Raw genomic sequence first — 17972 nt, forward strand, 5'->3', positions numbered from 1 at the left:
ATCGAGGATGTCGTGGCGGTGGTCGGGGCCGCGTTGATCGTGGTGTCGTTGCACGGGTTTTGATGGTGGCGTATCGATGCCGTGACGCGTCGATGCTTGGGCCGTGAGACGAAAGCGGGGAGACGCCTCTCCCCGCTTTCACCAATCAGCTCGCCTGCGCGACCTGCGAATCGGCGGGCCCTTGCCTCACCGGCGCCGCCGGGGTGGTGGTGGCAGGCGGCAGCAGCTTGCCTTGCACCAGCAAGCCCAGCGTCTTCACCGCCAGCATGCCGATGATCACATTCGCCGCCACGAACAGAACCGGTGCGGCCCATTCGAGCGGACCGGCGGCGCCGCGTTCGAGCATCCGCAGAACCATCGTCGGCAGCGCGGCCACGCCGAAGCTGAAGGCCCAATACCCAGGCACGAACGCTTGCTGGCGGATCCACGGCAGCAGCCGCACCAGCAATAACGCCTGATACAGCCCGCCACCGAGCAGGGCCAGCGCGAACAGATCAGGCGTGCCGCTGCTCAGGCTCAGGTAAGTCAGGCCGCCGACGACCGGCGGCGCGAGTTGCACGCCGAGGATCGGGCGCAATGCTTCGGGCAGTGGCTCATGGACGGCGGCGCGGTGCAGAATCAGCGATTCGAGTGCGAGCCATGACAGCACGCCGGCGCCGAAAAGCAGCTCGCCCAGCTGATGAAAACCGAAGGCGGCGGCAGCCGTCCCGGCGACGAAACTCGGCGCGACGGTCGGCAGATAAATGGCCGGCGTGATCAGTTCAGGCTTGCGTCCGCCTTGCCAGAGCCGTCCATGGAGATACACGCCGAGCGCCAGTTGCGCGAGCGCGGCGACGCCGAACAGGCCGAGCGCCGGAGTATGCGCATACGGCTCCAGCTGTTGCGCGGCGAGCAGGCTCGACACCGGCCCGAGCGCCGCAAACGACGATTGCACCGGATGCTGCATTTCCGCGCGGGCGTCGGCGGCCTGCGTCAGCCACTTGTGCCCGTACGCGGCCATCACGACGAGCCACACGGCGAGCGCCGCGACCGTCAGCAGGGTGCCCGCTACGGCGGGCAGATGCCATACCCTGAGCGCCACACGCCACAAATTGGCGAACGCCAGCGCGCCCACCGCGATCCCGAAGAAAGCAACTGGAACCGCACCACGATTGCCGTTCATCACCGAGCCTCCGAAAGTTGCGACGCGCCCCGATGTTCCGGGATTGCGCGATCGATGGCTCACTGTAAAAGGCGGCGGCCGATCGGTGAACGCGACAAACGCTCGACAAATGGCGCGATCGTCTCAATCTGCGGGGTTTGCCGTTTCGTCGCGGTTGGCGAGGGGTGCCTCGAAGAAGGGAGGGTTAGACGCACGCGGCGCGGCATTCGGCCGCCGCCGGGTCGCGACGACGGCCGTCAGGCCGACATGCGTTCGAGCATCGCGAGCAGCGCGTCGAAAGAAAGCGGCTTGCGCGCGTAGGCGATGGTGGGATTTGGCTGCACCGGAATGTCCGACGCCGCGCTGCACAGGATGATAGGAATTTCGCGCAGAGCGGGGTCGGCATACAGCGCCGCACATAGCTGCAGTCCCGACATGACTGGCATCATGCAGTCCGACACGATGATGTCGGGCCGTGTCCTGCGTATCTGTTCGAGCGCGGCGGCCCCGTTCGACGCCGTCATCACGGTATAGCCGTGCCTCTCCAGCAACAGCCGCCAGACCGTGAGGATGTCGAACTCGTCGTCCACGACCAGAATGGTTTTCATGAGCGGCTACGTCGTGCGCCGTGGCTGCAGCGTGGCCGACAAGCCCTGCGCTGTGGACGCGTTGGCCGACACGCCACTGTCGATCACGTCGAGGCCTTGCGACGAAATCACGAGTTCGCGCAGCGAAGTGTCATGCGCGCTTTCACGCTGCTTGACGATGGAAATCATGCGCCGCAGACCCGTCTCGGACTCCGCGTAACGCAGCAGCACGAGGTTCTCGGTCAATGCCGAGACCCGCACGCTCTTCGCGTAACCGGGGTCGGCGTAAAGCGGCAGTTCTTCGGTCAGCAGCGTGGTGACACCGATTTCGCGAAGCTGATGCAGCAGCGCATTGAGGAACAGGCCGAAGCGCTCGGTGCGCAACGCCGAATCGCGGAAGCCCTCCACACCGTCGATCACGATGCGCGACGCGCCGATTCTCTTGACGGTGGCAAGCGCGTTGGCCGCGAGTTCGTCGACGGCGAGTTCGATGGCCGGTTGCCATTGCACGACGAGGCGGCCGTCTTCGTATCCTTCGGTCAGCGCGATCGAGACCGCCTCGGCTTTGCCGATCAGCCGTTGCGGTCCTTCGTAAAAGCCGAGATACACACAGCGTTCGCCGCGCGCCACGCCGGCCGCGAGGAACTGCAAACAAAGCATGGTCTTGCCGACGCCCGACGGTCCGATCAGCGTAGTCGTCGAGCCTTGCGCAAAGCCGCCGCCGAGCAGGCCGTCCAGATGCGGCAAGCCGAAGCCGAGGCGCGTGGTGAGATCGACCGGGCCCGGCTTCATCGCGCATTGCGCTTCGAGGCGCGGGTACATCAGCAGCCCGCTTTCGGCGATGCGGAAGAAGTGCTTGCCCATCAGATGGTTGCGCGCGCGCATCTTGTGCACTTCGATTTCACGGGCGCGGCGCATGCCGTCGCTGTAGCGGTTCAGTTCGATCAGACCGTCGACCAGCGTGTGCTCGGGATGCGGTTCGTTGCCGGAGAGCGGCGCGAGCAGCAACGTGGTGCAATCCATGGCTGCGACCAGCGCATTGAGCTCGTGAATGAACTTCGACAAGGACAGCTCGGTTTCGCTGAACTCGCGCGCGCTGCGGAAGCCGTCGATGATCATCAGACTCGGCCGGTAGTCGTAGATGCTCGATGCAATCAGCTTGAGGAAGCCGTCGAGACCGTCCTGCATCAGCTCGTGATAGCCGGAGACGAACAGCATTTGCTGTGCGACGGCGGTCTCGTCGAAGAAGCTCAGGCCTTTGAGGTGTCCCAGCAGCTTATCGTGCGACTCGGCGATCAGCGTCATGTACAGCACCTTCTCGCCCTGGCGTACACGATGAAAGCCGATCTGGCTCGACAAAATTGTCTTGCCGGCCCCCGCCATCCCTTCCAGCAGATAGACGCCGCCGCGGACCAGACCTCCACCGAGGATATCGTCGAAGCCGGGCACACCCGTTTCCACGTTGGCCCGGACGCCAGGAGAAGAGATCGCGCTCGAAGGGGTCGCGCCAGGCCGGGAGAACGGTTGAGATTCGGGGATAGTCATTGTCGATCTGTCATCCAGAGTGCGGAAAAGCGACGGTGCGTACCGAAACCGTCTTGTGCTCGAACTGAACATTGCCAGCAATTCGTATTCCCACGGGTGCCTTGACGCGCCTGGGAATTGAATGCCCGTGATTCTATCCGGCCACGGCGCGCTCCGGGAATGAAACGGCGGCGCGTACGGGCTGTGGATGAGTGTAGCGGAAGGGGGAGGAGACGCGATGGTCGATGGTTATCGACGTGCGGTGGCGAGTCTTGTTTTCGGTCCGATGTAACGATGTCGCTTCGCGCATGCAAAAACGACGCGCATGCGCGAGCCGCAGGCGTTGCTCACGCGCCGGACGGCAGCGATGCAGAGCGCGGGCGGTCCGGGCCCTGGCCCGCGCTTACCGGCGGCTTAGCTACACATGAAGCTGCTCGCCGCGTTGACGTCGCCGCCCTGGTAACGGGCCACTTTCGGATACGCGCAGAGTGGCCGCGTGCGTCCCGTGCCCCAGCCAGCCGGAACGTCGGCGTTGGGCGTGACGCTGCTCGCATCGCGCGCGCTCGCGAGCACGCCGTCCGGCGCCTTGCCTTGTTCGACCCACGCGATCATCGGCGTGAGCAGGTCGAACTGGTCGGTGCTCGGGCCGCCGCTGCAATGGTTCATGCCGGCGATCGTGTAGAGCCGCGCGAAGTTCGAGGCGTCGCCGCCGTTGGCCGCACTCAGGCGCTGATACCAGTCGGTCGTGTCGTTCGATGAAAACACCGGGTCGCTCGTGCCGTGATAAACCATTAGCTTCGCGCCGCGTTGCTTCAATGCACCCAGGCTGGTTTCATCGGGCGGCGTCATGAACGACCAGGCCGACTCGCTGTATGCACCGCCGGTGGCGAAGATTTTCGGTGCGTCGGTGTCCATGCTGAAGTTCAGCGCGTAGGCGGACAACTGGCTCAACACGGCGGCGCTTTGCGGCGGGGTCGTGAATGTGAAGGCCGCCGCGGCCGGATCGAGCGTGATCGAATTAGCCTGCTTCCATGCCGACCAGCCCGGGCCAAGACCCGCGTCGTACGGAAAACTTGAGTACAGCGCCGTACCCGCACTGTTGCGCGCGCCCGAGAACACGTTGCCGATCGCGTCCTTCTGCGCGCTCGTCAGACAGCTTCCGTCGCGCGCGTTGTTCGCGCAGGTGGGAACGTCGTTGGCCAGGCTGAAATTTGCCTGGCATGCCTTGATATCCTGAATGAGGCCGTCACTCGCGCCGTCGAGCGCGTCGCACTTGGCCAGTATCTTCGAGGCGACCATCTGACGTTCGGCGGCGGTAAAGCCGGTCGTGATGTCGGGCAAACCATTGGCCGTGGTCGCGGTCGCGACCTTCGCCAGTTGTTGCGCGCTCCACATCTCGCCGATCGCGGCCTTCGGCAGATGGAAGCCGGGGTCGCCCGCAATGATGCCGTCGTATTCGGCCGATGAGCGCGCTGCCGCGACCAGCGCGTGGCGGCCGCCGTTGGAGCAGCCGTCGAAATAGCTGCGGTCCGGCGCCTTGCCGTAGGCGAGCTTGATCACCTGTTTGGCCATCGGCGTGAGCGTGGCGACCGCGTGATAGCCGTAGTCGATGCGCGCCTGCGGGTCGAGCCCGAACAGCGGATTCTGCGAAGCGCTATGCCCCGCATCCGAGCTGATGACCGCGAAGCCCATGTTGAGCGCGTCGTTGGTCGGACCGCCGCCGCCGATCTCGCCGGTGGCGGTCAGGACGTTGCCGTCCAGACCACCATTGGCCTGGTAGAAGAAGCGGCCGTTCCATGCCAGCGGCAAGCGCATCTCGAAGCCGATCGCATACGTCTTGCCGTCGACGCTGCTCACGCGCTGGTTCATGTTGCCCTGGATGAGGCAGTGTTCGGCGACCGGTTTGTCGGCCACTTTCAGCGTGCCGGCCGCCACGTCTGTCACCGTGGTGAAAACCGTGTTGGCGAACGTGAGTTTCGCGGCCAGCGCCGCGCAATTGCCCGTGAGCGTGCCGGGCGTGGCCGCGCTCAGATGCGGTAACGCATTGGCGCTGCTGTGGACACTGCTGTTGCCACTGTCGGTGTCATTGCCGCCGCATGCGGCGAGGCCGAGCGCGGCAGCCGCTGCGAGCGCGATAGAAGTGCGCTTCATGTTCATGCGAGATCTCCTAGAACGAATGACGAATGCCGAGCATCACGCCGGTCTGGCCGGTGCCTGCAGAAGGCGTTGTGCCGCCGCCCCCGCCGCTGACCGAGTAGCGAGCCTTCGCGCTGTTGGCGAGATACGAGCCTTGCGCGTAGACGGCGGTGCGCTTCGACAGCAGATAGGTGGTGCGCAGGGTGCCCATCGTGGCGCGCGTGTCGTGGTCGCTATTGGTGATGTGATAGACCTCGCCGTCGACGATGAAAGCGGGCGTCACGAAATACGATGCGGCGACGAAAAACAGATTCGAGCGCACATCGGCGAGCGCGGCGGACGACGTATCGACGCGGCGATTCAGCCAGCCCAGGCCGAGCTTGGCCTGGCTGCCGAGGTTTGCGTAGGCGCTCACATGCGTGCGGATGTCCTTGTCGGCGGCATTGATGAGCGGAGTCGGCGCTACGCCGTCGAAAAAGTTTGCCGCTGCGGTGCTGCCGCCGCGCTGTTCTTCGTATGAAGCTGCCACGCCGAACAACGGCGTGTCGTACTTCAGCATCACTGACCATTCGCGACATTCCGTGGCATGACCGGGAACCGAACCGGTGCAGGTGCCCTGGCCCGGCGAGTTGCCGGTGCCAGCGGCGTCGCGGCCGAACGAATAATTCGCGCCGAGCGTCACCCCCGCATAGCTGCCGAGGTAGGTCATGGAGTTGTCGGCGCGCGCGTTCGGCACATACGCGTCGAGCGAGCCCAGCCCGTAGATGTCCGGTCCGATCAGGTCCGCGCCCATCAGCGCAAGGTAGGTCATCGTGTACTGGCGCCCGAACGTGAGCGTGCCGTACGGGCTCTTGATGCCCATGAACGCCTGACGGCCGAACAGCCGGCCGCCCTGGCCGAGATCGCCGGCGCGCACATTGAAGCCGCTTTCCAGTGTGAAGACCGCGCTATAGCCGCCGCCGAGGTCTTCGTTGCCGCGCAGTCCCCAGCGTGACGGAAACTCGCCGGTGACGGCGGGCATGCGGAATATGCTCTTGCCCGCTGCGTTCGCGTGGGAAACGTATTCGATGCCGGTGTCGACGATGCCGTAGAGTGTCACACTCGATTGCGCTGCTGCGGCCCCGCTGACCGCGCACAGTGCGCCGCAGAGTAGAAGGCGTGCGGATGCTTGCATGAAAGATGTCTCCAAACCGTTTGATTGAACGTCTGTGTTGTTGTTGTCAGGTCTTCTTGCGGGGCTGCGCGCTCATTCGTCGGCGCGCGGGCGGCGCAGTAACAGCAATGCGGCCGCGGCGGCGATCACTGTCACCGGAATGCTTGCGCCGATCACCGTCGACGAACTGCGCCCCATCGCCAGCAATTGACCGGCGGCCAGCGGCCCGACCACCGAGCCGACGCGCCCCACGGCCACCGCCGCGCCGACGCCGGTGCCGCGCATCGCGGTTGGATAGAACGCGGCGGACAGCGCGTGCAACACCGATTGCCCGCCGATCACGAACATCCCCGCGAAGAATGCGGCGGCGGCGAGCGCACCGAAGCCGGGCGCCATCGAGAGCGCCGCGAGCGACGCGATGATGCCGACGTACATGCCCGCCACCACGACACGGGAGCGCATCCGATCCATCAACATGCCGATGCACAGCGCGCCGATCCCGCCGCCCACGTTGAAGAAGATCTGCACGTAACCGACCTGCGCGCGCGCCAGACCGCTTGCGGCCATCAGCGAAGGCAGCCAGTTGAGCAAGAAGTAGAGGACGATCAGCGTGCAGAAGTAGCTGACCCAGATCTGCACGGTGGAGAGTCCACGCGTGCCGCCGAACAGGATTTCGCCGACTGGCGCGGGCTTGATGCGTCCGTCGTGCGAGGCCTCGGTGAATGCCTTCGAATCCGCGAGAAACAGGAGCAGCAGCGGCACCAGCAGCAAAGGCCCCGCACCGCCCACATAGAAGATGTGGCGCCACTCGGCGTCGCCCGCGCTCATCACGCCGATCACCGACGCGATCACGCCGCCGAACGGAATGCCGCAATACATCACGCTGACGGCGGTGCTGCGCGCACGCGGCTCGACCGCTTCCGACGACAACGCAATCAGGTTCGGCAACGCGCCGCCGAGCCCGATGCCCGTCAGCACGCGCACGATCACCAGTGTGTGAAAGTCGCTGACCAGCGCGGTCATGATCGAGAGCAGGCCGAACAGGCACGCGGAAATCACCAGCACGCGCTTGCGGCCGATGCGGTCGGCGAGTCGTCCGCCGAACATGGCGCCCGGCAGCAAGCCGAAAGTACCGGCGCTGAACGCGAGACCCATCTGTCCGACCGACAGGCCGAACTCGCGCGCCATGCGTGGTGCGGCCACGCCGACCGACTGCAGGTCGAGCCCTTCGAGCAGCGCAATCGCAAAACACAATCCAAGCGTGATCGCGGCGCCCGATCGGCCGGATGCCGCCGGGGCGGAAACGCCTTGCGTCGGAGTCAATGTTCCGGTTCTTTTCACGTTAGTGATCCTTATTAAAATGCGTGGTTTCCGGTTTTGATGAAGTACGGCAGATGCCGGCCAGGCGCCCACGCGCGTGCGGGCCCGAGCCGTCCGGTCGACGGACGGCATGGGCAAAACGGTGGTCAGATCGGCATCAAGCGCGTGATGGGACGCCTCGCCACACCGCAGCGCGCGGCGCATCGTGTCGATGTCCACGTGACGGCGTGTGTGCTACGAGGCCAGCGGCGTCTCTCCATACGCCGCATCGTGATGTGGATTTAATATCAGGTAGGCTGATAAAACAAGTGCAAATTCTTCGGTGAAAACACCTAGCACTCTGGCGGCGCGGAGAATCTAGCCGCGCAGATTCCGAACGAAAGTTTCGAGGTGAGTCTGAAGCGCGCCGGCCACGTCGAGTTCGATGCCTTCCATCATCTGTTTCTCGATGGACTTGACGGCCAGTTCGCATTCGCGCAGCACGGCGCGCCCTTCGTCCGTCAATTGCAGCAGCACGATGCGGCCGTGCGTCGGGTCGGGTTCGCGGCTGACCCAATTGCGGCTCGCCATCGCGTTCATCACTTCGTTGGCCGATTGCGGCGTGATGAACGAGCGCTCGGCGACTTGTGCATTGGACGCCTGCCCCTTCGCCTCAAGCACGGAAAGCGCCGTGAATTGCGCGAGCGTGAGACCGAGCGGCGCGAGCGCTTCAGTCATGCGGCGCCGCAGGATGCGATCGAGGCTGCCGATCACATAGGTCAGGCGCAGGCTGGATCTGCGGGGGCGTGCGGCGGTGGGCTCGGCGGCTGGCTTTTGATTTTTGCTCATGATGGACAGGAGGTTCGGTCTATCCCGCATCTTAGCGCGCCGGCCCCCCGAAACCGTCGCTAGGGGTTTGCACCGAGCCGGCGAATTTCCGCTTTACATATCAGGCAACCTGATATTAAATGTGTCCATCAGGCCGCTGCGCGGTCGACATTCACGGAGAAAACAGATGAACTACGAAGGCCGTTGGAAAACCGTCAAGGTCGATGTCGTCGAGGGTATCGCATGGGTGACGTTGAACCGTCCCGAGAAGCGCAACGCGATGAGCCCGACGCTGAACAAGGAAATGATCGAGGTGCTGGAAGCGGTCGAGCTCGACGCCGAAGCGCAGGTTCTCGTGCTGACTGGCGAGGGCGATGCGTGGACCGCCGGCATGGACCTGAAGGAATATTTCCGCGAGGTCGATGCGGGCCCGGAAATCCTGCAGGAAAAGATTCGCCGCGACGCGTCGCGTTGGCAATGGCAACTGCTGCGCATGTATTCGAAGCCGACCATCGCGATGGTCAACGGCTGGTGTTTCGGCGGCGGTTTCTCGCCGCTGGTGGCGTGCGATCTCGCCATCGCCGCGGACGAAGCGGTGTTCGGCCTCTCCGAAATCAACTGGGGCATTCCACCGGGCAATCTGGTGAGCAAGGCGATGGCCGACACCGTCGGGCATCGTCAGGCGCTGTACTACATCATGACGGGCGAGACTTTCACGGGCCAACAGGCGGCGCAAATGGGCCTCGTCAACAGCAGCGTGCCACGCGCCGGATTGCGTGAGGCGACGCGTGCGCTTGCTGGCAAACTGCTGGAGAAGAACCCGGTGGTGTTGCGTGCGGCCAAGCACGGCTTCAAGCGCAGCCGTGAATTGACGTGGGAGCAGAACGAAGACTACCTGTACGCCAAGCTGGACCAGGCGCAACTGCGCGACCCCGAGCATGGCCGCGAGCAGGGCCTGAAGCAGTTCCTCGACGACAAGGCGATCAAGCCGGGCCTGCAAGCCTATAAACGCTGAGCGTTTTGCGCAGCACCTCAGGTTCGAGCGAAACAGACACGCGAGGAGACACCTATGCATGAAGTGACTTTGTTGATCGACGGCGAGAGCCGCGGCGCATCGGACGGCAAGACGTTCGAGCGGATCAATCCCGCGAGCGGTCAGGCCGCTTCACGCGCGCCTGCCGCGACGCTGGCCGACGCGGACGCGGCGGTCGACGCCGCGGCGCGTGCTTTTCCGGCATGGTCGGCGCTGGCACCCACCGAACGCCGCAAACGGCTGCTCGCCGCAGCCGACCTGATGGACGCGCGTACCGCGCAGTTCATCGAAACCGGCGTGGCCGAAACCGGCGCAATGCCGAACTGGTACGGCTTCAACGTGATGCTCGCGGCCAACATGCTGCGCGAAGCCGCCGCGATGACCACGCAGATCGACGGCGACGTGATTCCGTCCGACGTGCCCGGCAGTCTCGCGATGGCCGTGCGTCAGCCGTGCGGCGTGGTGCTCGGCATGGCGCCGTGGAACGCGCCGGTGATCCTCGGCACGCGGGCGCTCGCGATGCCGCTCGCTTGCGGCAACACGGTCGTGTTCAAGGCGTCGGAGGGCTGTCCGGGCGTGCATCGGCTGATCGGCAGCGTGTTGCACGAGGCGGGGCTTGGCGATGGCGTCGTGAACGTCGTCACGCATGCCGCCGAAGACGCGCCGGCTATCGTGGAACGTCTCATCGCGCATCCTGCGGTGCGGCGCGTCAACTTCACCGGCTCGACGCGCGTTGGGCGCATCGTCGCGCAACATGCAGCGCAGCATCTGAAGCCGGCTTTGCTTGAACTGGGCGGTAAGGCACCCGTGGTCGTGCTCGACGACGCCGATCTCGACGCGGCCGTGGCCGGCATCGCGTTCGGTGCATTCTTCAACCAGGGCCAAATCTGCATGTCGACGGAGCGGGTGATCGTCGATCGCAAGATTGCCGATGCGCTAGTAGAGAAGCTGGCAGCCAAGGCGCGTACCTTGAAGGCTGGCGACCCGGCCGCCGCAGACTCGGTGCTCGGTGTGCTCGAAAGCGCGGCGTCGGCGCGGCGCATCAAGGCGTTGATCGACGACGCGCGCGACAAGGGCGCGCAACTGCCGGTCGGCTGCACGGTCGAGGGTGCGGTGATGCAACCGGTGATCGTCGACGGCATCACGCCCGCCATGAAGCTGTATGCGGATGAGTCCTTCGGCCCGGTGGTCACGGTGCAGCGCGTGGACGGCGACGAAGAAGCGGTTCGGGTTGCTAACGATAGCGAGTATGGTCTTTCCGCCGCGGTATTCAGCCGCGACGTGTCGCGTGCATTGAACGTGGCCAGGCGGATCGAATCGGGCATTTGCCACATCAACGGCCCGACCGTGCACGACGAAGCGCAGATGCCGTTCGGCGGCGTAAAGAAGAGCGGCTACGGGCGCTTTGGCAGCAAGGCGTCGATTGCCGAATTCACCGATCTGCGCTGGATCACGATTCAGACCGGGCCGCGCCACTATCCGGTCTGATCGTCCGAGCTTCGAAGGTTGATCGAAACAGTACATAGAGAAGGTTGTTCCGCCGCATCGAGCGGAGCGCCCGATGCCGTCGCGAGACGGCGCGCAGGCACCTTTCCAGGGAGACAGGCTTTGCATTCCGAGCCGACACAAACGAACACCTCCGGCGCGCCGACGCGATACCGGGCGACGACGATCGGCGCTTCGTCGTTGCGTATGCGGCGGCAGGGGGACGCTTGGTATCTGCAAGCGGCCGAAGCGCTCGGCGAGCATCCGCAGCGTTTGACGCAGCGGCTCGCGAGCGGCGCGCAGGCGCATCCCGAGCGCTGGCTGGCGGCGCGCCGCGGCAGCGACGGTCAATGGATCGGCCTGAGCTACGCGCACGCGCTGCAAAGCGCACGCGCCATCGGCCAGGCTTTGCTGGCGCGCAATCTGTCCGCCGAGCGGCCCGTCGCGATTCTGTCGGGCAATGATCTCGATCATTTGCAACTCGCGCTCGGCGCGATGTGGGCCGGCATTCCGTATGCGGCGATTTCTCCGGCCTATGCGTTGGCATCCGGTGACTACGGCAAGCTGCGCCATACGATCGACCTGTTGACGCCCGGCCTTGTTTTCGTGAGCGGCTACGACGCGTTCGCCAAGGCGATCGACGCGGTCGTGCCGGCCGGTGTCGAAGTCGCCGCCGCGACGTTGCCGCGCGAACCGCAAAGCGGGCGCCAGGTGACGGCGTTCAGTGAGCTGCTGCGCACCACGCCCACCACGGTCGATGCCGCTCACGCGGCGGTGAGCCCGGACGCGATCGCCAAGTTTCTGTTCACCTCGGGTTCGACCAAACTGCCGAAGGCGGTGCCGACCACGCACCGCATGCTGTGCAGCAACCAGCAGATGCTGCTCGAAACGTTTCCCGAGTTCGCCAAGGAGCCGCCGGTGCTGGTCGACTGGCTGCCCTGGAACCATACGTTCGGCGGCAGTCACAACGTGGGCATCGCGCTCTACAACGGCGGCACGCTTTATATCGACGACGGCAAGCCGGTCAACGGCAAGTTCGGCGACACGCTGCGCAATTTGCGCGACATCGCCCCGACTATCTACTTCAATGTGCCAAAGGGCTGGGAAGAACTGACGACCGCGCTGGAGCAGGACGCGCAGTTGCGCGAGACGTTCTTTTCACGAGTGAAGGTGTATTTCTTCTCGGGCGCGGGGTTGTCGCAAGCGGCGTGGGACCGGCTCGAACGCGTCACGGAAAAGTACTGCGGCGAGCGCATTCGCATCATGGCCGGACTCGGGATGACCGAGACGTCCCCATCGTGCCTGTTCACCACCGGGCCCATCATGAGCGCGGGTTACGTGGGCCTGCCCGCGCACGGCTGCGAGGTCAAGCTCGCGCGGGTCGGCGACAAGCTCGAAGCGCGCTATCGGGGCCCTCATGTGATGCCCGGTTACTGGCGCGCGAACGCGGCGGAGCAAGCCGATACGTTCGACGAAGAAGGCTATTTTTGCAGCGGTGACGCGGTGCGCTTCGTCGACGTGGAGCGGCCCGAGTTGGGGCTGCTGTTCGACGGGCGGGTCGCCGAGGATTTCAAGCTGAGTTCGGGCACTTTCGTCAGCGTCGGGCCGATGCGCACGCGGGTCATTTCCGAAGGGGCGCCGTATGTGCAGGACGTGGTGGTGACCGGCATGAACCGCGACGACGTCGGTCTGCTGGTGTTTCCGCGACTCGACGATTGCAGGCGCCTCGCGGGTGTGCCGGCCTCGGCGAGTGCGCGCGAGGTGGTCGATGCGCCCGCCGTGCGGGCACACTTCGCGGCGCTGCTCGACACCCTCAACCGCGGCGCGACCGGCAGCGCCACCACCATCGCGCGCTTGCGGCTGATGGACGTCGCGCCTTCGCTCGACCTCGGCGAGATCACCGACAAAGGCTCGATCAATCAACGCGCGGTGCTGACCCATCGGGCTGCGCTCGTCGAGACGATGTACGACGCGGCGCAGCGCGATCCCGCTGTGATCGTCGCGAGCGCGTGCGGCGCGCTGTAATGCGTGACGCTCGAACCCGGGCACCGACAGGAAATCTGTAGATGAACCTCGACCAACTCGTTGCAATCGACACGCACGTGCACGCGGAAGTCTCGTGCTGCCAGCCGCCCGATCTGTTCGGTAAGGAGGTCGACGATGCCGCTGACAAGTACTTCGGCACCGTGCTGAAGCTCGGCAGGCGGCCGACGATTCCCGAGACCATCGAACATTATCGCGAGCGCAAGATCGGCTTCGTCATGTTCACCGTCGACTGCGAAGCGAATCTCGGCCGGCGGCGCATTCCGAACGAGGAGATCGCCGAATTCGCGCGGAAGAACAGCGACATCATGATCGCGTTCGCGAGCATCGATCCGCACAAGGGCAAGATGGGTGTGCGGGAGGCGCGCAGGCTGATCGAAGAATATGGCGTGCGCGGCTTCAAGTTCCATCCGACCATGCAGGCGTTTTTTGCCAATGACCGCCTGGCTTATCCGCTTTACGAACTGATCGCCGGGTACAAGCTCACGGCCGTGTTCCACAGCGGTCATTCCGGCATGGGCTCCGGCATGCGGGGCGGCGGCGGGTTACGGTTGAAGTACTCGGAGCCGATTCATCTCGACGATGTCGCCGCGGATTTCCCCGATATGAACATCGTGATCGCGCATCCGTCGTGGCCGTGGCAGGAGCAGGCGTTGTCGATCGCATTGCATAAGCCCAATGTGTATATCGATCTGTCCGGCTGGTCGCCGAAGTACTTTTCGCCAGAATTGATCCGTCACGCCAACACGGTGCTGAAGCGCAAAATGCTGTTCGGCTCCGACTTCCCGCTGATTCAGCCCGACCGCTGGCTGGAGGATTTCAGGCAGGTCGGCTTCAGGGAGGAGGTGCAGCCGCTGATTCTCAAGCGGAACGCGATCGGGTTGCTGGGGCTGGGCGATCAGGCCTGAGGGCAAGCGGGGCCGATCGACGGTCGATGTGAGGCAAGCGTGGAAACACTTGCGCATGGCAAAGGCGCGCGCCGTATACAATTCGGCAGCGCCTGATGTTCGCCCGTTTTTTTGCCCGCTTCGTGCCCGCTTCGTGCCCGCTTCCTGCCCCATACCGACTCTATCCGATCCATGCCGAATCCGACCCGGGCCTTCCTTCTCGGCCCGCTCCTGAAAGGCGTTTCACGCTCCTTCTATCTCACGCTGCGCGTGCTGCCCGCCGGCATGCGCGATCCGATCGGTCTCGCCTACCTGCTGGCGCGCGCGGCCGATACGATCGCCGACACCTCGCTGATCTCGCCCGAACAACGTCTCGCGCTGCTGCTGTCGCTGCGCGAACAGGTGAACGGCGCCACGGACGACGCAGCGCTGCGACGCATGGCTGACGAAGTGGCGAGTCAGCAGATCCAGTCCGACGAAAAGGTGTTGCTCGAATCGCTCGGCCCCGCGCTCGACGTGCTGTCGCAATTGAGCGAAGCGGACCGCAAGGCCGTGCGCGAGATCGTCACGACGCTGACCGAGGGCATGGAATTCGATCTGCGCACCTTTCCCGACGAACGATCCGGGCACATCGCGGCGCTTTCCGGATACGATGATCTCGACCGTTATACGTATCTGGTGGCGGGGTGTGTCGGCGAGTTCTGGACCACGATGACCTATGCGCACATGCCGGGCACGCTGAAGGAGCAACCCGGCACGATGGCGCGCCGCGGTGTGAGTTTCGGCAAGGCGCTGCAAATGACCAACGTGCTGCGCGATTGCGGCAAGGACTTGCGCATCGGCCGCTGCTATCTGCCGCAGAGCATGTTGGACCCGTACGGGCTCGCTGCGCGAGATCTGCTTGTGCCGGCCAACTCGCTGCGTGCGCGACCGCTGCTGGTCGAGCTTCTGCGCAAGACGCTCGATCATTTCCGCGAGGCTCTGGACTACACGCTGGCGATTCCGGCGTTTTCCGTGCGTTTGCGTCTCGCGTGTTTGTGGCCGATTCTGATCGGCCTCGAGACACTGTTGCTGCTGGTCGATAACGACGCGTGGCTCGATCCGCAGAAGGTTTCCAAGGTGCGGCGCAATACGGTGTATCGGATCATCGCGTCGTCGCTGCTGCTGGTGTCGTCGAATGGACTGGTGCGCAACGCGATCGAAAAACGCATCGGGCTGATCGAAGCGCGGCTGTAAAAAGCTGCAGAAGATGTCGCTGCATGAGCGGCCTTCCGCGGCATGGCCACTGTTCGGGCAGGGCGCGAGGCGGGCTGCAAGCGTACCGTGCCAGGCCAACTTGACTGCGCAAGAGCGGCATGCCGTATCCCACATGCTAGTAACGCCGGCAGTACTTACCCGATTTAATCTGCATCATTGAATGGCGATCAATCGGGAAACCCCTAGGACCGTGCGTCTCCGGTTCGCGTTAGTCTCTTCTAAAGAGGAGGCGACCCATGAGACAAGCGTTCAATATTGCCGTGGTGCTGTTGCTTGGATATCTGATGGCGGATAGAGCGTTGATGCGCGCGCAAGCCGGAGAGGTCGGGACCATCACGTGCCATCAGGGCGCGCAACTGATCAAATCGAACGCGTTGAAGAAAGGGTTTGGAGACGTTGCAGCCAGCAGTCAGGGAGAAAACTTTCTGTCGAGCTGTCTGGTCACTGGCCGTGGCCAGGTGGGCGATCTCATCGCGCGCGACTGACGTGGTCGCCGGCGTTGCCATATTGACCGGAGCGGACCGTCAGAGCAGCGAATAAAAACGGCGTGCCGAAAGCGCCGAAAAAGCGCCCAGACCGTGAAGGTCCGGGCGAAGTCATCGGGAGCCCCGATGACGGAGGTAATGAATACGGAACTGGCCCGCGCTCGGGGATACCCGGCCGCGGGCCAGTTCATTTGAATCAGCGAGCGCGTTGCATCAACGCGCGGAGCGGCAAACCGGCGCGCGACGGCATAACACAACGATGAGTCATGCAGCCGATCGGCTAACAGCCGTCTATCGGCTGCTTACTGTCCGCTTGATGGCGGCTTACTGGCCGAAGTAGATCGACTTCTGACCGTTTGCCGTGACAGCGTGGCCCGACTGCGACGAGCCGCTCGACACTCCACCGAAGCCACTTGCCGCTGCTTGAGCAGTGCCGTTTTGCGCATCGACACGAGCTTGCGCGGCTTGAATGTCAGCCGGGTAGTGCGGGTCGGCGTGACCCGGTTGATAGCCGGCCTTTTCGAGTTGGACCAGTTCCGCACGCACCTGGGCGCGGGTCACAGGCTGGTTGGACTGCGCAAACGAAGCAACAGGAGCGGCCAGCACAGTGGCGATGACAACAGCTTGAATGAGCGATTTCATGATGAACTACCTCCAGTTCGGATTTTGTCTTGCTGCGAACGTTCTTGTTCGTAGTCAGTGATTACATTGTAGTTTTGCGATGTGCGCAGAGTAATCACCGCTTCAGGTATTGTTTGTTGCGGATTTTGAGACAAATCAGGGGAACTTCGGGGCGACGCGCGGGCGCAGTAGACGCCGTCACTGTCATGCCACGACATCCCACCGGAACTCACGCAGCCCGTCGATCCCGCAAGGCACGCAGCGCTGCATTCTCCCCGCGTGCCTTGCATCAGTGACGAGCGGCTGCTCAACTGCCCGAGAAAATCGGGCCCTGTCCGCCCGGCGTGAACGGCTGGAGCACTTCGTGCGGCACCGGGGCCGGCGCGGCTTGTGCACGCGCGGCCGGTGCCGATGCCGGTTCGCGCAGCGTGAGTGCGCTATCCGGCGTGATGGGCACGCTAGGCTTGGCGAGCAGTTCGGTTTTCCGCATCGACCCAACCGAGGTGCCGAAGTAGTAGCCGATGATGCTGATCCACGCGGTGCCCAGCGCGCCGACGATCACGTTGACGAGGTCCTTGTTGGTCCCCGGTAACGGCTGGAACGCCATCAACATCAGAATGCCGAAGAAGCCCGTGGTGACCGCCATCGCGAGTACCTTGGGTACCCAGTCGCGATTGGTGGTCGCCATCGCGCGCGCATTGGCCCGATCGTCGGCTTCGATACGCGCCATATCGGTTTCGTGCGCAAGTCTCGCCTGGGCCGCGGTCACGACCAGTTGCTGCAATTGCAGAGAGTTCGCACTCTCGGCCTGCCTGATTTTTTCGAGCGCGCTGGGATCGTTCAACGCCGGTTCCACGAAGGCCGGATCGCTCGGCGTGCCGAGCGCATGCGAAATGATCGCCGCCGCAGCCGTCACGCCCAGTCCGACGGGACCGCCTACCAGCCCGGCGAGAAGCGGGGCCGTGCTGCCAATGTTCGACGCTACTTTTGACCAGTCCATCATGCTGCTCCCAGAAGAAGATTGGCGGCCATCCGTTCGGTCCAGCCACGGCTGAAATGAGGCCATGTGTGAAGGTTGCGCAGGTATCGCAGGCGATAGGCGGCGAAGCGCATGACGAACTTCATCGCGTCAGTGCTTTTGACCGCATTCAGGGTGTCTGGGCCGAACTTACCGTCTTCCTTCGCGCCGGACGCTTTTTGCATCCACAACACGACGAGGCCGCCGTTGTAATTCGCGTCGAAGATCTGGAAAGCCACGCGTGGATCGATTTCGTCGAGATGCAGCGGATCCCAGTACTTCTGCTTGGCAATTTCCTTCGCGGTTTCCAGCGGCAGATCTTTCATCGCGCCGTTGTAGCCCTCGCTGCGCGCGACGCGAGCAGTCACGCCCCACATCGTTTCGCCGCCGGGATCGGCCGGATTGAAGCAGTAACCGCCTTCGTTTCCGATCAGAGCCCTGAATGCGTCTTCAAAGTTGTCCATTCGACTTCTCC

Annotated in this window: 16 protein-coding genes; 6 read left to right on the top strand and 10 right to left on the bottom strand. The window is 64.1% G+C overall.

The annotated features are described in order from the left end of the window. Positions 1 to 145 precede the first annotated feature (145 nt). From tehA to CIC12_RS23105, 7 genes are all read right to left on the bottom strand, one after another. On the bottom strand, positions 146 to 1162 hold the full coding sequence (gene tehA / locus CIC12_RS23075; RefSeq protein WP_168667310.1) for a dicarboxylate transporter/tellurite-resistance protein TehA: 1017 nt from the start codon (positions 1160 to 1162) through the stop codon (positions 146 to 148). Between the two features lie 236 nt (positions 1163 to 1398). Next, positions 1399 to 1749, bottom strand: coding sequence for a response regulator (locus CIC12_RS23080; RefSeq protein ID WP_168667312.1), 351 nt, complete (start codon positions 1747 to 1749; stop codon positions 1399 to 1401). Positions 1750 to 1755: 6 nt separating this feature from the next. Next, on the bottom strand, positions 1756 to 3273 hold the full coding sequence (locus CIC12_RS23085) for an ATPase domain-containing protein (protein ID WP_238812830.1): 1518 nt from the start codon (positions 3271 to 3273) through the stop codon (positions 1756 to 1758). Positions 3274 to 3666: 393 nt separating this feature from the next. Next, entirely contained in the window at positions 3667 to 5403 is a 1737-nt protein-coding gene (locus CIC12_RS23090; protein ID WP_168667429.1) for a tannase/feruloyl esterase family alpha/beta hydrolase, read from the bottom strand. A gap of 16 nt (positions 5404 to 5419) precedes the next feature. Beyond that, complete coding sequence (locus CIC12_RS23095) at positions 5420 to 6562, bottom strand: porin (protein WP_168667314.1); 1143 nt, start codon at positions 6560 to 6562, stop codon at positions 5420 to 5422. A 72-nt stretch (positions 6563 to 6634) separates the two neighbouring features. After that, complete coding sequence (gene mhpT, locus CIC12_RS23100) at positions 6635 to 7882, bottom strand: 3-(3-hydroxy-phenyl)propionate transporter MhpT (RefSeq protein ID WP_446728033.1); 1248 nt, start codon at positions 7880 to 7882, stop codon at positions 6635 to 6637. A 336-nt stretch (positions 7883 to 8218) separates the two neighbouring features. Continuing rightward, positions 8219 to 8689 carry a MarR family winged helix-turn-helix transcriptional regulator gene (locus tag CIC12_RS23105; RefSeq protein ID WP_238812831.1) on the bottom strand — a complete coding sequence of 157 codons (471 nt, stop codon included), beginning with the start codon at positions 8687 to 8689 and terminating at the stop codon, positions 8219 to 8221. A 166-nt stretch (positions 8690 to 8855) separates the two neighbouring features. Between CIC12_RS23105 and CIC12_RS23110 the strand changes: the two genes are divergently transcribed. The 6 genes from CIC12_RS23110 to CIC12_RS23135 all read left to right on the top strand — a co-directional run bounded on the left by CIC12_RS23110 (position 8856) and on the right by CIC12_RS23135 (position 15858). Then, entirely contained in the window at positions 8856 to 9683 is an 828-nt protein-coding gene (locus tag CIC12_RS23110) for a p-hydroxycinnamoyl CoA hydratase/lyase (protein ID WP_168667318.1), read from the top strand. 54 nt (positions 9684 to 9737) lie between these two features. Further along, positions 9738 to 11189: an aldehyde dehydrogenase gene (locus CIC12_RS23115; RefSeq protein WP_168667320.1), complete on the top strand. Its 1452-nt coding sequence runs from the start codon at positions 9738 to 9740 to the stop codon at positions 11187 to 11189. Between the two features lie 120 nt (positions 11190 to 11309). Next, a complete protein-coding gene (locus tag CIC12_RS23120) occupies positions 11310 to 13211 on the top strand; it encodes a feruloyl-CoA synthase (protein WP_174772161.1) in 1902 nt (633 codons plus the stop codon). 41 nt (positions 13212 to 13252) lie between these two features. Continuing rightward, positions 13253 to 14137, top strand: coding sequence for an amidohydrolase family protein (locus tag CIC12_RS23125; protein ID WP_168667322.1), 885 nt, complete (start codon positions 13253 to 13255; stop codon positions 14135 to 14137). Positions 14138 to 14308: 171 nt separating this feature from the next. Next, positions 14309 to 15352, top strand: coding sequence for a phytoene/squalene synthase family protein (locus CIC12_RS23130; protein ID WP_168667324.1), 1044 nt, complete (start codon positions 14309 to 14311; stop codon positions 15350 to 15352). 257 nt (positions 15353 to 15609) lie between these two features. Beyond that, positions 15610 to 15858: a hypothetical protein gene (locus CIC12_RS23135; protein WP_168667326.1), complete on the top strand. Its 249-nt coding sequence runs from the start codon at positions 15610 to 15612 to the stop codon at positions 15856 to 15858. A 324-nt stretch (positions 15859 to 16182) separates the two neighbouring features. On the opposite strand, the gene CIC12_RS23140 is transcribed toward CIC12_RS23135, so the two are convergent. The 3 genes from CIC12_RS23140 to CIC12_RS23150 form a co-directional block, all read right to left on the bottom strand. Beyond that, positions 16183 to 16500, bottom strand: coding sequence for a DUF4148 domain-containing protein (locus CIC12_RS23140; protein WP_168667328.1), 318 nt, complete (start codon positions 16498 to 16500; stop codon positions 16183 to 16185). Between the two features lie 286 nt (positions 16501 to 16786). Further along, on the bottom strand, positions 16787 to 17479 hold the full coding sequence (locus tag CIC12_RS23145; RefSeq protein WP_168667434.1) for a hypothetical protein: 693 nt from the start codon (positions 17477 to 17479) through the stop codon (positions 16787 to 16789). Further along, complete coding sequence (locus CIC12_RS23150) at positions 17479 to 17961, bottom strand: glycoside hydrolase family 108 protein (protein WP_168667330.1); 483 nt, start codon at positions 17959 to 17961, stop codon at positions 17479 to 17481. The genes CIC12_RS23145 and CIC12_RS23150 overlap by 1 nt, the downstream gene beginning before the upstream one ends. Positions 17962 to 17972: the final 11 nt, after the last annotated feature.

This window comes from Paraburkholderia sp. SG-MS1 (assembly GCF_012275575.1).
Classification (GTDB): domain Bacteria; phylum Pseudomonadota; class Gammaproteobacteria; order Burkholderiales; family Burkholderiaceae; genus Paraburkholderia.